The sequence below is a fragment of the Micromonospora reichwaldensis genome (genome assembly GCF_031845925.1).
Classification (GTDB): domain Bacteria; phylum Actinomycetota; class Actinomycetes; order Mycobacteriales; family Micromonosporaceae; genus Micromonospora; species Micromonospora reichwaldensis.
In genome coordinates this window covers 84596-100855 of record NZ_JAVRFL010000025.1, presented here as the reverse complement: position 1 = coordinate 100855, position 16260 = coordinate 84596, and the positions used below count along the sequence as shown (strand labels likewise).

Annotated in this window: 16 protein-coding genes; 7 read left to right on the top strand and 9 right to left on the bottom strand. The window is 73.9% G+C overall.

Annotated features, from left to right (window positions below; translation table 11 throughout):
* Positions 1-47: 47 nt before the first annotated feature.
* Positions 48-2387 (bottom strand): TIM-barrel domain-containing protein, encoded by a 2340-nt coding sequence (locus RM555_RS20980; protein WP_311413337.1) that lies wholly within the window; start codon positions 2385-2387, stop codon positions 48-50.
* Between the two features lie 160 nt (positions 2388-2547).
* Here RM555_RS20980 and RM555_RS20975 point away from each other — a divergent pair, with 160 nt between their 5' ends.
* Positions 2548-4581 carry a beta-galactosidase gene (locus RM555_RS20975; protein WP_311413336.1) on the top strand — a complete coding sequence of 678 codons (2034 nt, stop codon included), beginning with the start codon at positions 2548-2550 and terminating at the stop codon, positions 4579-4581.
* A 44-nt stretch (positions 4582-4625) separates the two neighbouring features.
* On the opposite strand, the gene RM555_RS20970 is transcribed toward RM555_RS20975, so the two are convergent.
* Positions 4626-5276 carry a LysE family translocator gene (locus tag RM555_RS20970; protein WP_151453162.1) on the bottom strand — a complete coding sequence of 217 codons (651 nt, stop codon included), beginning with the start codon at positions 5274-5276 and terminating at the stop codon, positions 4626-4628.
* 117 nt (positions 5277-5393) lie between these two features.
* Between RM555_RS20970 and RM555_RS20965 the strand changes: the two genes are divergently transcribed.
* Positions 5394-5960 carry a GNAT family N-acetyltransferase gene (locus RM555_RS20965; RefSeq protein ID WP_311413335.1) on the top strand — a complete coding sequence of 189 codons (567 nt, stop codon included), beginning with the start codon at positions 5394-5396 and terminating at the stop codon, positions 5958-5960.
* Positions 5961-6023: 63 nt separating this feature from the next.
* Positions 6024-6497, top strand: coding sequence for a DnaJ family domain-containing protein (locus tag RM555_RS20960; protein WP_311413334.1), 474 nt, complete (start codon positions 6024-6026; stop codon positions 6495-6497).
* Positions 6498-6503: 6 nt separating this feature from the next.
* On the opposite strand, the gene RM555_RS20955 is transcribed toward RM555_RS20960, so the two are convergent.
* Positions 6504-7079, bottom strand: coding sequence for a maleylpyruvate isomerase N-terminal domain-containing protein (locus RM555_RS20955; protein WP_311413333.1), 576 nt, complete (start codon positions 7077-7079; stop codon positions 6504-6506).
* A gap of 324 nt (positions 7080-7403) precedes the next feature.
* Here RM555_RS20955 and RM555_RS20950 point away from each other — a divergent pair, with 324 nt between their 5' ends.
* The 3 genes from RM555_RS20950 (at position 7404) to RM555_RS20940 (ending at position 9320) form a co-directional block, all read left to right on the top strand.
* Positions 7404-8234, top strand: a complete 831-nt coding sequence (locus RM555_RS20950; protein WP_311413332.1) for a nitroreductase/quinone reductase family protein — start codon at positions 7404-7406, stop codon at positions 8232-8234.
* Between the two features lie 173 nt (positions 8235-8407).
* On the top strand, positions 8408-8848 hold the full coding sequence (locus RM555_RS20945) for a DUF6194 family protein (protein ID WP_311413331.1): 441 nt from the start codon (positions 8408-8410) through the stop codon (positions 8846-8848).
* Between the two features lie 106 nt (positions 8849-8954).
* Positions 8955-9320 carry a nuclear transport factor 2 family protein gene (locus RM555_RS20940; RefSeq protein WP_311413330.1) on the top strand — a complete coding sequence of 122 codons (366 nt, stop codon included), beginning with the start codon at positions 8955-8957 and terminating at the stop codon, positions 9318-9320.
* A 12-nt stretch (positions 9321-9332) separates the two neighbouring features.
* Here RM555_RS20940 and RM555_RS20935 read toward each other — a convergent pair whose 3' ends face one another.
* The 5 genes from RM555_RS20935 to RM555_RS20915 all read right to left on the bottom strand — a co-directional run bounded on the left by RM555_RS20935 (position 9333) and on the right by RM555_RS20915 (position 13868).
* A complete protein-coding gene (locus RM555_RS20935) occupies positions 9333-9506 on the bottom strand; it encodes a M55 family metallopeptidase (RefSeq protein WP_311413329.1) in 174 nt (57 codons plus the stop codon).
* A gap of 56 nt (positions 9507-9562) precedes the next feature.
* Positions 9563-10513: a hypothetical protein gene (locus RM555_RS20930; protein ID WP_311413328.1), complete on the bottom strand. Its 951-nt coding sequence runs from the start codon at positions 10511-10513 to the stop codon at positions 9563-9565.
* Between the two features lie 38 nt (positions 10514-10551).
* The gene (locus tag RM555_RS20925; protein ID WP_311413327.1) at positions 10552-10881 is read right to left on the bottom strand and encodes a nucleoside triphosphate pyrophosphohydrolase family protein; all 330 of its coding nucleotides are present in this window, start codon (positions 10879-10881) and stop codon (positions 10552-10554) included.
* 349 nt (positions 10882-11230) lie between these two features.
* Positions 11231-13078, bottom strand: a complete 1848-nt coding sequence (locus tag RM555_RS20920) for an ABC transporter ATP-binding protein (protein WP_311413326.1) — start codon at positions 13076-13078, stop codon at positions 11231-11233.
* A 166-nt stretch (positions 13079-13244) separates the two neighbouring features.
* Positions 13245-13868, bottom strand: coding sequence for an ABATE domain-containing protein (locus RM555_RS20915; protein ID WP_311413325.1), 624 nt, complete (start codon positions 13866-13868; stop codon positions 13245-13247).
* 75 nt (positions 13869-13943) lie between these two features.
* Between RM555_RS20915 and RM555_RS20910 the strand changes: the two genes are divergently transcribed.
* Entirely contained in the window at positions 13944-14711 is a 768-nt protein-coding gene (locus RM555_RS20910; protein ID WP_396888818.1) for an MBL fold metallo-hydrolase, read from the top strand.
* Between the two features lie 21 nt (positions 14712-14732).
* Here the strand turns inward: RM555_RS20910 and RM555_RS20905 are convergent, their stop codons facing one another.
* Positions 14733-16193 (bottom strand): hypothetical protein, encoded by a 1461-nt coding sequence (locus RM555_RS20905; protein ID WP_311413323.1) that lies wholly within the window; start codon positions 16191-16193, stop codon positions 14733-14735.
* Positions 16194-16260 lie beyond the last annotated feature (67 nt).

Genomic DNA, 16260 nt, shown 5'->3' with positions numbered 1-16260 from the left:
GGCCCCGAGCGGCGCCCCACCCCGGACGGGTCGGGCGCCGCTCGTTGTCAGGCCGGGTCGGGTAGCCACCCGTCGAAGGGCGCCGGGGTCACCGGCTCGCCGTTGAGCAGCAGCCGGGCCGGCAGGTCCGCGCCGGCGACGCTGACGTGCGTCACCCGCAGCGGACCGTCGGTGTCCACGCGCAGGGTGTCGCCGTCGCGGGCCGCCTCGACGACCGTGTCGCCGTCGACGTCGTGCAGCACCGTACGGGCGTCGACCCCGCCCCAGCTCACCAGGGTCACGTCGCGGAACGGCCCGTCACCCACCGTGTCGCCCGGCGCGACCACCGGCACGAGCGCGCCGTGGCGGACGTAGAGCGGCAGCCGGTGCGGCGGCACGTGCACCCGCAGGTGCCGCCCGCCGGGGTGCCGCTCGCCGGTGGCGGCGTCGATCCAGTCGTCGCCCACCGGCAGGTAGACGTCGCGCCGCCCGGACGGGTCCGTGACGGGGGCGACGAGCAGGTCGGTGCCGAGGCGGTACTGCAGGTCCGTGGTCCAGGCGGTCGGGTCGTCGGGAGTGTCCACCAGCAGCGCGCGCATCATCGGCGTCCCGTCGGCGGCCGAGCGCACCGCCACCGACCACAGGTACGGCATCAACCGGTAGCGCAGCCGCAGGGCGGCCACCGCGTCGCGTTCGGTGTCGGCGGGGAAGTCCCACGGCAGCCGGCTGGTGGTGCCGTGCAGGCGGACCAGCGGCGACAACGCGCCGAACTGGGTCCAGCGCACGTACAGCTCGGGCGTCGGGGTGCCGTGGAAGCCGCCGGTGTCGTGGCTCCAGAACGGCACACCGGACAGCCCGTGCGACAGCCCGCCGCGCAGGGTGCTGGCCAGCCCCGGCCAGGTGGCGTTGACGTCGCCGCTCCACTGGACGCTGTGCCGCTGCCCGCCCAGGTACGACGAGCGGGCCCACACCGTGCGGTGCCCGGTCACCTCCTCGGTCACCTGCGCGACCACGTCGTTGAACAGCAGCGCGTACACGTTGTGCAGCTCGACGCCGGTCATCCCGTTGTGGGCGACGGCGTCGACGGGCACCCCCTCGGCGAAGTCGGTCTTGAACACCGCCACCCCCTGCTCCAGCAGGGGCCGCAGCAGCCCGGTGAACCACTCGACAGCCGCCGGGTTGGTGAGGTCCACGATGGCGCTCGCCGGGTGGCTGCCGTGCCAGACGTCGGCGACGTACGGGCTGCCGTCGGCGCGGCGCAGGAAGTAGCCGGCCCCGGCCGCCGCGGCGTAGAGCGGGCTGTCGGTCATCAGGTACGGGTTCATCCAGAGGCAGACCCGGAAGCCCTGCCCCGCGAGGGTCCGCAGCATCTGCGTCGGCTCGGGGAACGCCTCGGCGTCCCATTGCAGGTCCGACCAGCGGCCGGCGACCTGCCAGTAGCAGTCCAGGTGCAGCACGTCGCAGGGGATGCCCCGCTCGCGCAGCAGGCGGGCACGCTCGAGCACCCGCTCCTGGGAGTCGGGGAAGAAGCCGGAGGAGACCCAGGCGCCGAACGCCCACTTCGGCGGCAGGTAAGGCCGGCCGGTGAGCCGGTCGAAGCGGTCGAGCACCTCGGCCGGGGTCGGGCCGGCCAGCACGTAGTAGTCGAGCAGGTCGTCGGGGACGAGGAGCTGCACGCTGCTGTGGGTGGACTGGCAGACGTCGAACTGCACGGGCAGCCCGCTGTCGACCAGCACCCCGTAGCCCCGGTCGGAGAGGTAGAACGGCACGTTCTTGTGGGAGCGGTCCGACTCGCCGCCGAAGGCGTCGAAGTTCCACATCAGCGGCCGCTGGCCCCGCTTGTCCAGCGGGGTGAACTTCTCGCCGAAGCCGACGAAGCGTTCGTCGCCGGGCGCCACGAAGCTCTCGTGCCAGGCGACGGGCGCGCCGTCGACGGTGGAGCGGCCGAACGGCAGGGTGCGCCGCCGGCCGCTGATGTCGCGGGTGCCCGGGTCCTGCTCCAGCAGCAGCCGCCCGTCCGGGCCGAGGAAGCGCAGGTGCCACGGGTCCAGCCGGATCTCGGCGACCACGGCACCGGCGTCGACCCGGACGCGGGTGTCGTCGACGGTGACGGTGGCCGGGTGGGTGCCGGGGTGCACCAGCGACAGCGCCGGCGCGGAGCGGCTGCGGGCCTGCGGGTCGTCGGACAGGCGTACCCGGATCACCCCCTCGCCGGCGGCGTCGACGCGCACCACCATGCTCGCGCCGTCGGAGAGGGCGGCCTTGAACGTCACCCCGTGCGCGTCGGTCGCGACGACCTCGGCCCGACCGACGACGGCGGCCGCGTCCTCGCCGGGGCCGCGCACCGGCAGGTCGGGTGGGTCGGCCACGAAGGTCTCGTACGGGACCAACGGCGGTCGGTAGGGCATCGGCGTCTCCTCCAGGATGGTTCCGGCGGTTCCGTCAGTTTCTTTGCCTTCCCAACTAACTGTCAACGACAACCTGCGTCCGATCGGCGAAGCATCGGCGTTGACGGGCGCAAATCCCGTCAATATTTTGGATGCTCCCTCAACAAACTGGCGGTGGACGATGTGGGGTGACGGCTCGGGGCTGCGCTACGGCGGCGACTACAACCCCGAACAGTGGCCGGCCGAGGTGTGGCGCGAGGACGTCGCCCTCATGCGCCGCGCCCGGGTCAACCTGGTCACCGTCGGCGTGTTCGCCTGGTCGCGACTCGAACCGGAGCCCGGCCGGTACACCTTCGGCTGGCTGGACCAGGTGCTGGACCTGCTGCACGACAACGGCATCTCCGTCGCCCTGGCCACCCCGACCGCGTCGCCCCCGCCCTGGTTCTCGCTGGCCCACCCCGACGCCCTGCCGGTGACCGCCGACGGCGTACGACTGCACCACGGCAGCCGGGACACCTACTGCGCCGCCGCGCCCGCCTACCGGGCCGCCGCCCGGCGCATCGCCGCCGCCCTCGCCGACCGCTACGCCCACCACCCGGCCCTCGCGCTGTGGCACGTGCACAACGAGTACGGCACCACCTGCCACTGCCCGCACACCGCCCGGGCGTTCCGGCGCTGGCTGGCCGACCGGCACGGCGACCTCGACGCGCTCAACGCCGCCTGGGCCACCAGCTTCTGGAGTCAGCACTACACCGACTGGGCGCAGGTCGACACCCCGCGCGCCACGCAGTACCTGGCCAACCCGGGGCACCTGCTGGACTTCCGCCGCTTCTGGTCCGACACCCTGCTCGCCGCGTACGCCGAACAGCGCGACCTGCTGCGCGCGGCCAACCCGGCGGTCCCGGTCACCACCAACTTCGTCCTCGGCGACTGGGTGCCCGTCGACCACGCCCGCTGGGCCGCCGAGGTGGACCTGGTGGCGATCGACCACTACCCGGACGCCACCGACGGCGGCGCCGAGGAGCAGACCGCCCTCGCCGCCGACCTGGCCCGGGGCTGGGCACGGCACGGCGCCGGGCGGCGCACCGGCGACATCGGCCGCCCGGCACGGTGGCTACTGATGGAGAGCGCCCCCAACCAGATCCACAGCGGCGGGCGGATGCACGCCAAGGAACCCGGCCGGATGGCCCGGCACAGCCTCTCCCACGTCGCGCGCGGCTCACGGGGGGTGATGTTCTTCCAGTGGCGGGCCCCGGCCGGCGGGGCGGAACGCTTCCACTCCGCGCTGGTGCCGCACGCCGGCCCCGACGCCCGCGTGTTCCGGGAGGCCGTCGACCTCGGCGCGACGCTGGAGCGGATCTCGGAGGTCGACGACGGCACCGTCGACGCCGACGTCGCCATCGCCTGGGACGCCGCCAGCGGCTGGGCCCTGGGCCACCCGGGGATGCCGTCGCCGCTACTCAATCACCGCGACGAGGTGTCGGCGGCGCACCGGGCGCTGTGGCGCGCCGGCTTCGGCACCGACATCGTGCTGCCCGGCGACCGGCTCGACGGGTACCGGTTGCTGGTGCTGCCCGCCCTCTACCTGGCCTCCGACGCCACCGCCGACTGGGTGTGCGGGTACGTCCGCGGCGGCGGACACCTGCTGGTGACGTGGCTCAGCGGGGTCGCCGACGAGCACGCCCGCGTCCGGCTCGGCGGTCACCCCGGGGCGTTCCGCGACGTGCTGGGCGTACGGGTCGAGGAGTTCCATCCCCTCGCCGACGGCGAGACGGTGCCCCTGTCCGACGGCGGGACCGGTCGCCTCTGGGCCGAGACGGTACGCCTCGCCGGCGCGGAGCCGGTGGCCTCGTACGCGGGTGGCCCGCTCGCGGGGCTGCCGGCGGTCACCCGCCACCGCAACGACGCCGGCACGGCCTGGTACCTGTCCACCCGACCCGACGACGCCACCTACCGCCGACTGGTGACGCAGGCGGCGCGGGCAGCCGGCGCGACACCCGTCTGCCCGGCGGCGCCGGCCGGGGTCGAGGCGGTCCGCCGACGCGCCGCCGGGGCGAACTGGCTGTTCCTGCTCAACCACACCGACCGGCCGCAGCGGGTCCCGGCGGCCGGGGTCGACCTGCTCACCGGCGCGACGGCCGCCACGGAGGTGCACCTGCCCGCCGGGGGCACGGCCGTGCTCCGGGCGACCGGCACCGTCGTCCGCCCGGCGTAGCGCTCTGCCGGGGTGGGCTCGCTGGTCAGGGGTGGGTCTCGCGGTCAGGGCATGGCGACGGCGGCGCGGGACCGGTCGGCGGCGATCCGCACCGCCAGCCCCGCCAGCACCGTGCCCATCACGAGCCGCTGCACCCGCAGCCACAGCGGCCGGCGGGCGAAGAACCCGGCGAGCGCGCCGGCGCTGAGCACGATCAGCGCGTTCACCGTCAGCGCCACCGCGATCTGGGTCAGCCCCAGCAGCAGGCTCTGCGCCGCCACGTGGCCACGGGCCGGGTCGATGAACTGCGGCAGCAGCGACACGTAGAGGATCGCGATCTTGGGGTTCAGCAGGTTGGTGACCAGGCCCATGGTGAACAGCCGCCGGGCCGGGTCCGGCGGCAGCGGCGCCGGCGCGAACGGCGACTGCCCGCCCGGTCGCAGCGCCTGCCAGGCCAGCCACAGCAGGTACGCCGCGCCGGCCAGCTTGACCGCCGTGTACAGGGCGGGCACCAGCACGAACACCGTGGCGATGCCGGCGACCGCAGCGGCCAGGTAGATGCCGAACCCGGCGGCGACGCCCAGCAGCGACACCAGGCCCGCCCGTCGGCCCTGCGTCACCGACCGGGACACCAGATAGACCATGTTCGGCCCGGGGGTCAACACCATCCCCAGCGCCACCAGCGCGATGCCCACCAGTGCACCCGTACCGACCATGGTTCCCCCCGTTGCCGATGCTCGCGCTGACCCTACGCCGTACGCCGCCGCGCCACCGACCCGTGCCGCCGTGCCGCGCGCCCCCACGCTCGACACGGCGACCGGCACACTGGGCCGATGCTGCACGCCCCCGCCACCGCGACCCTGCCGGAGCTCCTGCTGCGTCCCTGGCGCGACGACGACGCCGACGCCCTGATCGCCGCGTACCGCGACCCGGTGCTGCTGCGCTGGACCCGGGCGCCGGTGACCACGACCGCCGAGGCGCGCCGGTTCCTGGCCGCGGCACGCCGGGACTGGGACGACGGCCACCGGTTCTGCTTCGCCGTGCTGGAGCCGCACCCGGTCGGCGAGAACCTGGTGGCGCAGGTGGTCCTCAAGAACGTCACCGAAGGCGGCGAGGACGCCGAGGTGGGCTACTGGACCGCCGCGCCCGCGCGGGGCAGGGGCGTCGCCCCGCACGCCCTGAGCGCGGTCACCGACTGGGCGTTCGCCCGGTTCGCCGGCCTGCGGCGGCTGGACCTGCTGCACCAGATCGACAACCCCGCGTCCTGCCGCGTCGCGGAGAAGGCCGGCTACTCCTTCCAGGAGGTGCTGCCGGCCCGCCCGCCGTTCCCCCGCGACGGCCACCGGCACGCCCGCTGGGCCCGGTCGGACCGGGAATGCCCGGCCGGGGCGGGGCGCTGACGTCTTCCGTCGGCCCCGACGCGGTGGCCGCGTTACCGTGGGGTCCGGGGGAGGTGGCGGCAGGTGGACAGCTGGGAAGCGACGGTCGAGGCGCGCATCCGCGCGGCGCAGGAGCAGGGGGAGTTCGACGACCTGCCGGGCATGGGCAAGCCGATCCCCGGTCGCGGCCAGCCGTACGACGAGTCGTGGTGGATCAAGAGCTTCCTGGAGCGGGAGAAGCTCCCCACCGACCTGCTGCTGCCGACGCCGCTGCAACTGCGCCGCCGCATCGAACAAGTGCCGGACGAGGTGCGGGACCTGCCGACCGAGGAGTCCGTGCGCGCGTTCGTCGCCGACCTCAACGCCCAGATCCTCTCCTGGCTGCGTACGCCCACCGGGCCCCGGGTCGCGGTGCGCCCGGTCAACGCCGACGAGGTGGTCCGCCGCTGGCGGGCCGAGCGGAAGACCATCACCGCCGCCGCGATCCCGGTCCCGCCCCCGGCGGCTGCGCCGCGCCGGCGGGGCTGGCGACCGCCCTGGCGCCGCCGGGTGGCGTAGCCCCGCTCAGTCCACCGCCGCCCGCCACGACCAGGACGTGCGCCGGGGGCGCCCGGGCAGTTCACCACGGCCGGTCAGCCACCGCAGCACCTGCGGCGCGGGCCCGGCGGGCGCGTCCGGAAAGAGCCGCCGCACCACGGCGGCGCTCAGTGCCTGCGGCGGCTGCCAGGACACCCCGAGGCCGCGGGCGATGTCGTCGGTGTGCAGCAGCGTCTCCGCCACCCCCATCGCCGCGAAGCCCGCCGGGTCGCAGGGCCCGTAGTGCCAGGCCCGCGCCCGCGGCGGGGCGGCGTCGACGGCCGCCCGCAGCAGGCCGCCGCAGGCGACGACGACCCGTAGCACCTCGGCCGGGCCGGCAGCGGGGGAGACGGCCAGGTCGAACGGCAGGTAGCCGTCGTCGGGTCGCCCGCTCACCTGGCCGGCGTACGCCAGCAGGTCGTGCGCGACGTGCGCGGCGGTGGTCCAGCAACTCCACTCCAGCCCGCCGGCCGGCACCGTCCAGTCCCGGCCGGTGTGCGGGCCGAAGACGGCGGTCATCTCGGTCACGGCGCGGTCCACGTCGACGCCGGTCAGCTCGGGCATGTCCCGACCGTGCCAGCGCACCACCGCTGCCGCAACCGGATGACGCTTGCCAGCCGTCGCCACCCGCACTACGGTCGGATCCGTGACTGCCGGGTCGGCCATGGGCCACGAGCGGACAGGGCACCCGGCCGTCAGGTGAGCCGGGGGCGGGCCCGTGGCCCGCCGTCCCCGCGATTGCCGGTGTCGACGCCACGTCCACCGCAGCGCGCTTCCCACCGTCCACGCCGGGTCGTCCGCCGGCGTATCCGCATCCTCGCCGCCACCGGTCGCCGGGCGGGCGATCCATCGTGGCCGCACATTCCTGCCCGAGCAGAGAGCAGAGCATTGCCCAACGACTTCAACCAGCAGATCATCGACGAGTTCCGCGCCAACCACGGCCGGGTCGGGGGTCCCTTCGAGGGGGCCCGGCTGATCCTGCTCACCACCACCGGGGCCCGTTCCGGCGCCCCGCACACCACCCCGGTCGGCTACCTGCCCGACACCGAACGCATCCTCGTCATCGCCTCGGCCGGTGGCGGCCCGAGACACCCGGACTGGTACCGCAACCTCCTCGCCGACCCGCTCGTCACCGTCGAGGACGGGGTCTTCACCTACCAGGCTCGCGCGGTCGTGCTGGCCGGCGCCGAACGCGACGAGATCTTCGCCCGGGCCGTGGAGGCCGACCCCGGTTGGGCCGCGTACCAGGCGAAGACGGCACGGGTGATCCCCGTGGTGGCGTTGCACCAGGTGGCGGGCGGGCCGCCGGAGGCGGCCTCCTGGGGCGCGGCGCTCAAACTCGTCCACGACGCGTTCCGCCGGGAACTGGCGCTGATCCGCGACGAGGTGGCCCGCTCGGGCCCGGGACTGGGCGCGCAGCTGCGGGTGAACTGCCTGACCTTCTGCCACGGCCTGCACCACCATCACCGCAACGAGGACGACGGCATGTTCGCCGGCCTGGAGGGGCAACGGCCGGACCTCGCCCCGGCGCTGGCCCGGCTGCGCGAGGAGCACGACCGCATCGCGGCCCTCGTCGCACGCCTCCAGCAGGTCGTCGGCGATCCCGACGCCGACCCCGATGAGGCCCGCCGGGAGGTCGAGCGTCTCAGCACCGAGCTGGAGGCCCATCTGACGTACGAGGAGGAGCAGCTCATCCCCGTTCTCGACGGCACCGGCTGACGGCAGGCGACTCCGCCCCGCGACCGGAGCCGGTCGCGGGGCGGAGTCCCCTCCGATCGTCGTGGGCCGCAAGCGTGCGACCAGAGTTGTGCCCGGATTTGAGGGTTCGCCGCCTACCGGCGGCCGGAAACCGGCGTAAGCCTCAAGAAGCACTTCAATGAAAAACTTGAGGCATGGACGTTGGGGACATGAAGCGGTACATCCGCGAGACCTTCGACGGGGTGAACGCACTGGAGGCGAACGGGGACACCTTCTACATCTACGACCCCGGCCGCGACCTGCCCGCCGAGCGACAGCTGCCGTTCGCGACGATCGTGACCGGCGACCACTACGACGACGCCTCCGACCTGGGCAGGCCGGGTGCGTGGCGGCTCAACGTCGGGCTGACCCGCTCGGCGTACGGGGCGCTGTTTGCGCAGGGACACGGGCCGGACGTCGACCACACGGTGCCGGACACCGTGCTGCCGCATCCGATCTACGCCCGGCAACACTGGGTGTGCGTCGTGAACCCCGGCGCGGCGAGCGTGGACGCGGTGCGGCAACTGCTGGCCGAGGCGTACGACTTCGCCGCCCGCAAGCACGCCAACCACCGGTCCCGGCGGGGCTCGTCCTGAGATTCGTGGCGGCCGGCGCGTCCCCCGCACCGGCCGTCACACCCCGGGGTTAGTTTCGGCAGGTCTGCCGTCGGGCAGGCTCGCCGAGACGAGGGGACACCGCGCGATGTCGCGTAACACGCAGACCGTCGAGACCTACCTGGACGGCTTCCGGAAGAACGACCACGCGCAGATTCTGTCCTGCCTCACCGACGACATCGAGTGGACGGTGTTCGGCGCCTTCCACCTCAGGGGCAAGGAGGCGTACGACGCCGCGATCGAGGGGCCGGGCTTCGTGCCGCCGCCCCGGCTGGAGATCGTACGCATGGTGGAGCAGGGCGACACCGTGATGGCGGAACTCGTCGGCTCGGTGCGGCGCGACACCGGCGAGGAGATGCGCATGTCGATGGCCGAGGTGTTCGTCATGCGCGACGGCAAGATCGCCGAGCGCCGCGCGTGGGTCATCGAGCTGAAGGAGAACGACCACCGCTGACGGGCGACGGGGTCAGCCGGGCTTGATCTGGCCGAGCACGCCAAGGATGGCCGCGTTCACCTCGGCCGCCATCAGCCTGCGGCAGCGCTCGTAGTCGTAGCCACCCGGATTCGTCTCCGTCGGGTGGACGATCCCGGAGATGCCCTCCATGTCTGCCGAGATCAGCACCGTGGGTTCCGTCGTCATCACCTCACCGTACCGACGCCGATCGGGCCGCAGGGGGCACCGCGAGCGCGCTGCGGTCAGCTCTGCTGGTAGTTCACCGCCGCGACGCCGCAGGGCGCGTGCAGGTGCAGGTAGTAGGCGCCCTCACCGAAGTCCACGTCGGCTCCGCCGACCAGGCCGAGATAGTCCATCGGCTGCTGGCAGGCGGGGCAGTCGACGTGTTCGGCGTCCTGGATCCAGTCGGGACGGCCGCCCAGGGTGGAGCCGCCCTCGTTCCACGCGCTGGCCTCGAACGGCGTGTCCCGGCGGGGGCCGACGGCCGGAAGCACGGCCGGCGGGTCCTCCGGCTCGGTGGTGACCGGCGCGTAGTCCGGGCGGCTGTTGCCCGCCCACCAGACGGCGTCGCCGTCGGGCGTGACCTGGCAGTACAGCGTCGTGTAGCAGGCGCAGAGGTGGCAGGTCACGATCCTCAGCCGGCCGGCCCAGCCGGTGTGGGCCAGAACCTCACCCACCTCGGCGGTGCCGGTGTCGAGGTCGGCGATGGTCCACAGCGGGGAGGCACACCACGGGCAGGTGGGGTCGCCGGCGGGCCGCGACACCTCGTTCATGACCAACCGGTACGCCGAAGGTGCGCACAGCTCCCGGCGGCTGCCGTCGGGGGCGACCGTCCAACCAGCGTCGCGGGCATAGGCCAGCGGTCCTACGTGCAGTTTGTCCGCGCCGGCCGGCGGCTGCTCCTGCCACCGCCGCAGGGCCTGCTCGGCGCGGGGGTCGGCGGTGTGCGCGAGGATCCGCAACAGATGGTTGAGCCGGAGAGGGGACTGGCCGGCGTCGACGTCGTCGATGATCCGGCGGACCACGTCTCCGGTCGCGCCGCGGTACAAGGTCGGCGGCCACAGTACGCCCGCGTCGAGCAGCTGACTCAGATGTCCGGTGAGGCGTGCCGGCTCGGCGGCGGCGATCTCGCTCAGTTCCTCGAGCGCGGCGTCGTCGCCGGCTCCGGCCGCCCGGACCAGTTCCTCGATCATGGGGAGCATGGTAGCCAGGGGGTACGTCAACTCACGGTTCAGCGGTTGTCGCCGCTGCCACCCAGCACGCCACGACCCTGGCGGCTGGCCAGCTTGGCCAGGTTGGCGGTCGCGATGTCGTCCAACGACAGATCGAGGTAGTCGGCGAGCACCGCCACGTACCAGAGGACGTCACCGAGTTCCTTGGCGATGTCGGCCCGGTCGATGCGCTCCTCGTCGCTGTCGAGGTCCCGGACCCACTTCTTGAACTTCTCGGCGATCTCACCGGACTCGCCGACCAGTCCGAGCACGAGGTGGAGCAGTTCGTTCCTCTTGTCACGCGGGGCGGCCGTACGGAGGGCCCCGCGCTGGTACTCGTCCAGGTTCATGGCGGACCAGTATGGACGATCCCCTCCCACCCACCCAGCCGGCTCTCCCGACGACCGCGCGAAGGCTGACCCGGCCCACCCGAGACGAGACGGGCACCCTCCTGACCGATTATTGGATTACCGGTAATGATAAACCCGTAAAGAGTCGTCGCGAAACGGGCAAACCGGTCGCACATCATAATGACTGTTATTGTGTAACGACGCTATGGAGTGTTGTTGTTACATGTCCAAGGTGCGCGGTGGATTCCCCTGACGCGGGTGGGCGCCCTGGACCGGTCCGTCGTCATCGACGTCGGGCTCGCGTTGCACCGTCGCGCGCCGCTCACCGGGCACGTGGAGCCGATCGAGGTCACGGGACCGCTGCGGCACTGACCGCGGCCGTGCCGAGGAAGCCGCCGGACTGCCGCGACCACAGCTCCGCGTAGAGCCCGCCGCGTGCCAGCAGCTCGGCGTGGGTGCCCTGCTCGGCGATGCGGCCGGCGTCGAGGACCACGATCCGGTCCATCCGGGCGATGGTGGAGAGCCGGTGGGCGATCGCGATCACCGTACGGCCGGTCATCACCTCGTTGAGCGTGTCGTGGATGGCGGCCTCCGCCTCGGAGTCGAGCGCGGACGTGGCCTCGTCCAGGACCAGGATCGGCGCGTTGCGGTAGAACGCGCGGGCCAGCGCGATCCGCTGCCGCTGGCCACCGGACAGGCGTACGCCCCGTTCGCCGACATGCGCGTCCAGGCCGGTGCGACCGTCCGCGTCGGTCAGCGCGGCGACGAACCGGTCGGCGGACGCCCGGCGTAGCGCTGCCTCGACCCGTGCGTCGTCGGCGTCGGGGCCGGCGATGTTCTCCCGGATCGAGCGGTGCAGCAGGGTGGCCTCCTGGGCGACCATGGCGATCTGGCCGCGCAGGCTCTCCTGCGTCACGTCCGTGATGTCGGTGCCGTCGATCATGATCGTGCCGGACTCCGCGTCGTGGAACCGCAGCAGCAGCCCGACCAGCGTGGACTTGCCCGCACCCGACCTGCCGACGATGCCGACGCGCTCACCGGCGGCGACGTCGAGGCTGAGCCGGTCGAGCCCGCCCCCGCCGCGGCCGTAGTGGTGGCTGACCTGCGCGAAGGTGATGGCCCCACCCCGTACCCGCAGCTGGGTCGCCCGGGGTTTGTCCGCGACCGCGAGCGGTTGCGCGACGGTCCGCAGGGCCCGCCGGAGCGCGCCGACGGACCCGAACAGCGACGACACGGCGTCCAGGAGCCACTCCGCCATCGCGGTGATCCGGAAGCTGAGCGCCAGCGCGGCTGCGACGAGACCCAGGGGCGCGGCATCGGTACGCCAGAGCACGATCCCGTATCCGACCAGTCCGACGAGCAGCGCGCTGCTGAGCGCCATCATGGCGCCGTTGATCGTCACCTCGACCCGCTGCAGGTCCAGGTGTGCGCGCCTGGACAGCGCGAACACCCGGCGGTCGTGCGCGATGCGGGTCTCCTGGCCGCCGAGCAACGCGAGCGTGTCGACGTTGCCGTACGAGTCGACGAGCAGGCCGGTCAGCGCGGACTCCGCGTCCTGCAGGCGTTCCGACGCGCGCCGGTAGCGCGGCACGATCCACCGCATGAGCAGCGCGTACGCCAGTATCCAGGCCCCCAGCGGGAGCAGCAGGCGCACGTCGATCGTGGACATCAGCCACACCGAGCCGGCGATGTAGACGATCACGAACACCAGCGTGTGCACGACCGAGTACGCGGCAGTGCTGGCGGCATCGCCGCCGTCGCGTACCAGGGTGGCGATGCGTCCGGCGAGGTCGTCGCGGAACCAGCCGACGGACTGCCGGGACACGTGCCGGTGTGCGCGCCAGCGGGCGAGGGGGCGGGCGTTGGCGCGGAACGCGATGTCGTCCAGCGCCTCGCCGACGAGGTGGATCAGCGGCCTGACCAGCAGCACGAACAGGGCGACGGTGAGCAACCCGGTGCCGTGGTCGGCCCAGAGCCGGTCCGGGTTCGCGGCGGCGAGCGTGTCGACGAGGCGTCCGGCGTACCCGATGAGCCACACCTCGATCGCGGCGGCCAGGACGGTGGTGGCGACGGCCGCCGTCACGACCGGTCGTAGCGGTCGCAACTCCTCCAGGAGGAACCGCCGGGCGCCGGCGGCCGGGATGCGGTCGTCGCCGGCCGGGAAGGGATCAACAGGGTTTTCGAACAGACCGAACACGAAGTGCCTTTCCGGCGGCGGAGACGGACAGGGAACCGGGGAAACCGCCGGACGTCCTCATGATCGATCTCCGCTTCGTGTCGGGTGGGTGTCCTCGCGAGGCTAGGCGACATCGCGGCGCGTCGCCTTCCATTTAGCGGCGGGGGCCGCCGAAGGGCCGCCCGGGTCAGGGCGCCTCGGTGCGGGTGCGGCGGGCGTAGGCGCGGGCCGCGCGGGCGCGATCGCCGCAGCGGACCGAGCACCAGTGCCGGCGGGCGTGGGTGCGCAGCAGGTAGCGGGTGCAGGGGGCGGAGCCGCAGGCGGCGAGGCGGTCGGCGTGGGGGCCGCTGAGCAGGTCGGCCGCGTCGGCCGCCAGGACCGCCATGGCGTGGTCGACGATCTGCGTGACGGGGTGCGCCGGCGCGCGGTACAGGCCGCGCGCCTCATCCCAGTGCAGCAGGTCGGCGGCGGGAGCCGTGGTCAGTGCGTCGTTCACCGCGCGCAGGGCGCCGACGGGGGCGGGTCGCGCGTCGATCCGGGAGGCGATCAGGGCTCGGATCTGTGCGCGCAGCGCACGCAACCGCTGCGCGCACACCTCCCGCAGCTCCGCCTCGGGCGGGGCGAGGTGGCGTTCGGCCAGCCACCGCGCTGCGGCCCCGGGGGTGCCGACGAGGTCGAGGGACTGGCCGCCGGGCAGCGTCGGGGCGCTGTTGGCAAAGTCCAGCGCGACGTGCCGCTCGGCTCCCGGCGCCGGGAGCAGAACGGCGGGGCCGGTGGCCTCGGTGGTCGCGGACTCCGTCACGGTTCTCATGGTACATCTTGCCTTTCTCCGTGAGAATCGATTACCGTTCCTCACGGCAAAGCCAATCCCCAACCGTGAGGAACAGTGGTGACCGACACCAGCACGACGACCGTCCCCGTCCGCGTCTTCGGCGGCCCGACCGCCCTCATCGAGTACGGCGGCCTCAGGTTCCTGACCGACCCGACCTTCGACGCCCCCGGCGACTACCCGCTGGGTCCCGGCATGGTCCTCACCAAGACGGCCCCCGCCACCGCCGGCGCGGCCGACCTCGGCCCCGTCGACGCGGTGTTGCTCTCCCACGACCAGCACCCCGACAACCTCGACCACGCCGGTCGGGCCCTGCTGGCCGACGTCGCCCTGACCGTCACGACCCCCAGCGGCGCGGATCGCCTCGGCGGCACCGCCCGGGGCCTGGCGCCGTGGGAGTCCGTCGAGCTGGAGCGCCCCGGCGGTGGCACCGTGACCGTGACGGGCGTGCCCGCCCGGCACGGCCCGGAGGGCTGCGAGCCGCTCACCGGCGAGGTCGTCGGGTTCGTCCTGACCGCCGCCGACCTGCCCACGGTCTACGTCAGCGGCGACAACGCCTCGCTGGACCTGGTGCGGCAGATCGCCGAGCGCTTCGGGCCGGTCGACACCGCCGTGCTGTTCGCCGGGGCCGTGCGTACCCCCATGTTCGACGGCGCGCTGCTGACCCTCGACGGCGCCCAGGCCGCCGAGGCCGCCCGCATCCTGGGCGCGCGGCGGGTCGTGCCGGTGCACGTGGACAGCTGGGCCCACTTCACCGAGGGGCGCGACGACGTGGTCGCCGCGTTCACCCGGGCCGACCTGGCCGACCGACTCCAGCTGAGCTGAGCGGGCCGCCCCCGGGGCAGGTCAGGTCCGCGCGCCGCCGAGTCCGAGCAGGACGGCGAGGCCCAGGGCGCTGCGCGGGGCGTACGGCACCCGCCACAGTCCACCGTGCGCGGCACCGTACGCCTCGTCCTGCCACGGATGCGGCAGCGCCGGAGCGCCCGTACGCAGGTGGTGCACCAGGAGCGCGGCCATCAGCGTGTTGCTGGTCGCCGGGTCGAACACCTCGATGCCGAAGCGGTGCGCACCGGCGTACGCGGCGGCCAGCGCCCGGTTGCGCAGCACCGAGCGGGTGCGGGTGGGCGGGGCGACGGTGAACGACACCGTCGCCCCGCCGTCGCGGGCCACCGTCGCCCGCCACCGTTGCAGGCGCTTCGCCAGCGCGTAGTTGGGGCCCTGCTGGGGGACGAGGCTGTCGTTGACGCCCGGGTCGACGCCCGGCGGGTAGTTGCGGTGCAGGAGCCTGCCGCCGGAGGCGACCCGCAACGACCGGCGGACGACGCCGCGCGCCGCGTAGCCGCGTTCGGCGTGGCGCACCGCGTCGCCGGGGACGGCGAAGACGTCGGTGGGGGTGGCCAGGAACGCGAGCGCCACGTCGTCGCGGCGGTCCTGCAACCGGAGGGTGAGCGCGTCGACCGCCGTGGCCACCCGGACGTTGGTCGCGCCGTCGGCGTAGACGTAGTTGCCCAGCACGAGCCGGCCGTCGACGCCGAGCAGCCAGTCGGCCACCTGCGGAAGGTTGTGCAGCAGGTCGGCGCCGGCCCGGGCGGCCAACGCGCCGTCGTCGGGGTCGGTGCCGGCGGGGACGGGCAGGTGCAGCCGGCCGCCACCACGGCGCGTCGTGTCCAGCAGGCGCCGCCAGATCTCCGGGCGCGGCAGGTCGACCGCGACGACGTCGCCGCCCCAGCGCAGCACGGACGGCAGCGGGCCCATCTCCGCGCCCGCGCCGAGTACCACGATGCGCTGGTCGCGCAGGTCGAGCCAGTCCGGGTTGGCCATGACGGCGCGTACGGCCTCGGCGCAGGAGGGCTCGACGACGCCGGCGGTCACCCACGCGTCGAGCCGGCGGCGCAGCTCGTCGCCGCGCAGCCGCCGGCCCCGGTACGGCAGGGAGAACTTGCGCTCGACCTCGCCGGTGCCGGCGACGGTGGCCGTGTGCAGCGGCTCGGCCCCGGTGGGCGCGTCGAACACCTCGCCGAGGCTGGTCTCGGTGCCGTCGGCGTGGACCACGGCCATCCGGCGGTGCAGCGAGGCGAGCCCGTCGCGGGCGATCGTCACCGCGGCCTCGCGGGAGAGCAGTCCGGCCTCGACGAGCCGCCGGAAGTGCCCGAGGTAACCGTGGCGCCAGTTGGTCTCGTGTTCCGCGGAGCGCGCGCCGACCGGATCGACGGCGCGCAGGGCGTCGGCGACGACCGCCCGCCCGAGCGTGGACGTACTGCGTCCCGCCCCGGTCTTCGGGAACACCACACCGGTCGGACCCTCCACGCGCAACCGCCCTTCCTCGCTCGCCGGCCAACGGTGTCACTCTGCCGCACCGGGGGCCGCCGCGCAG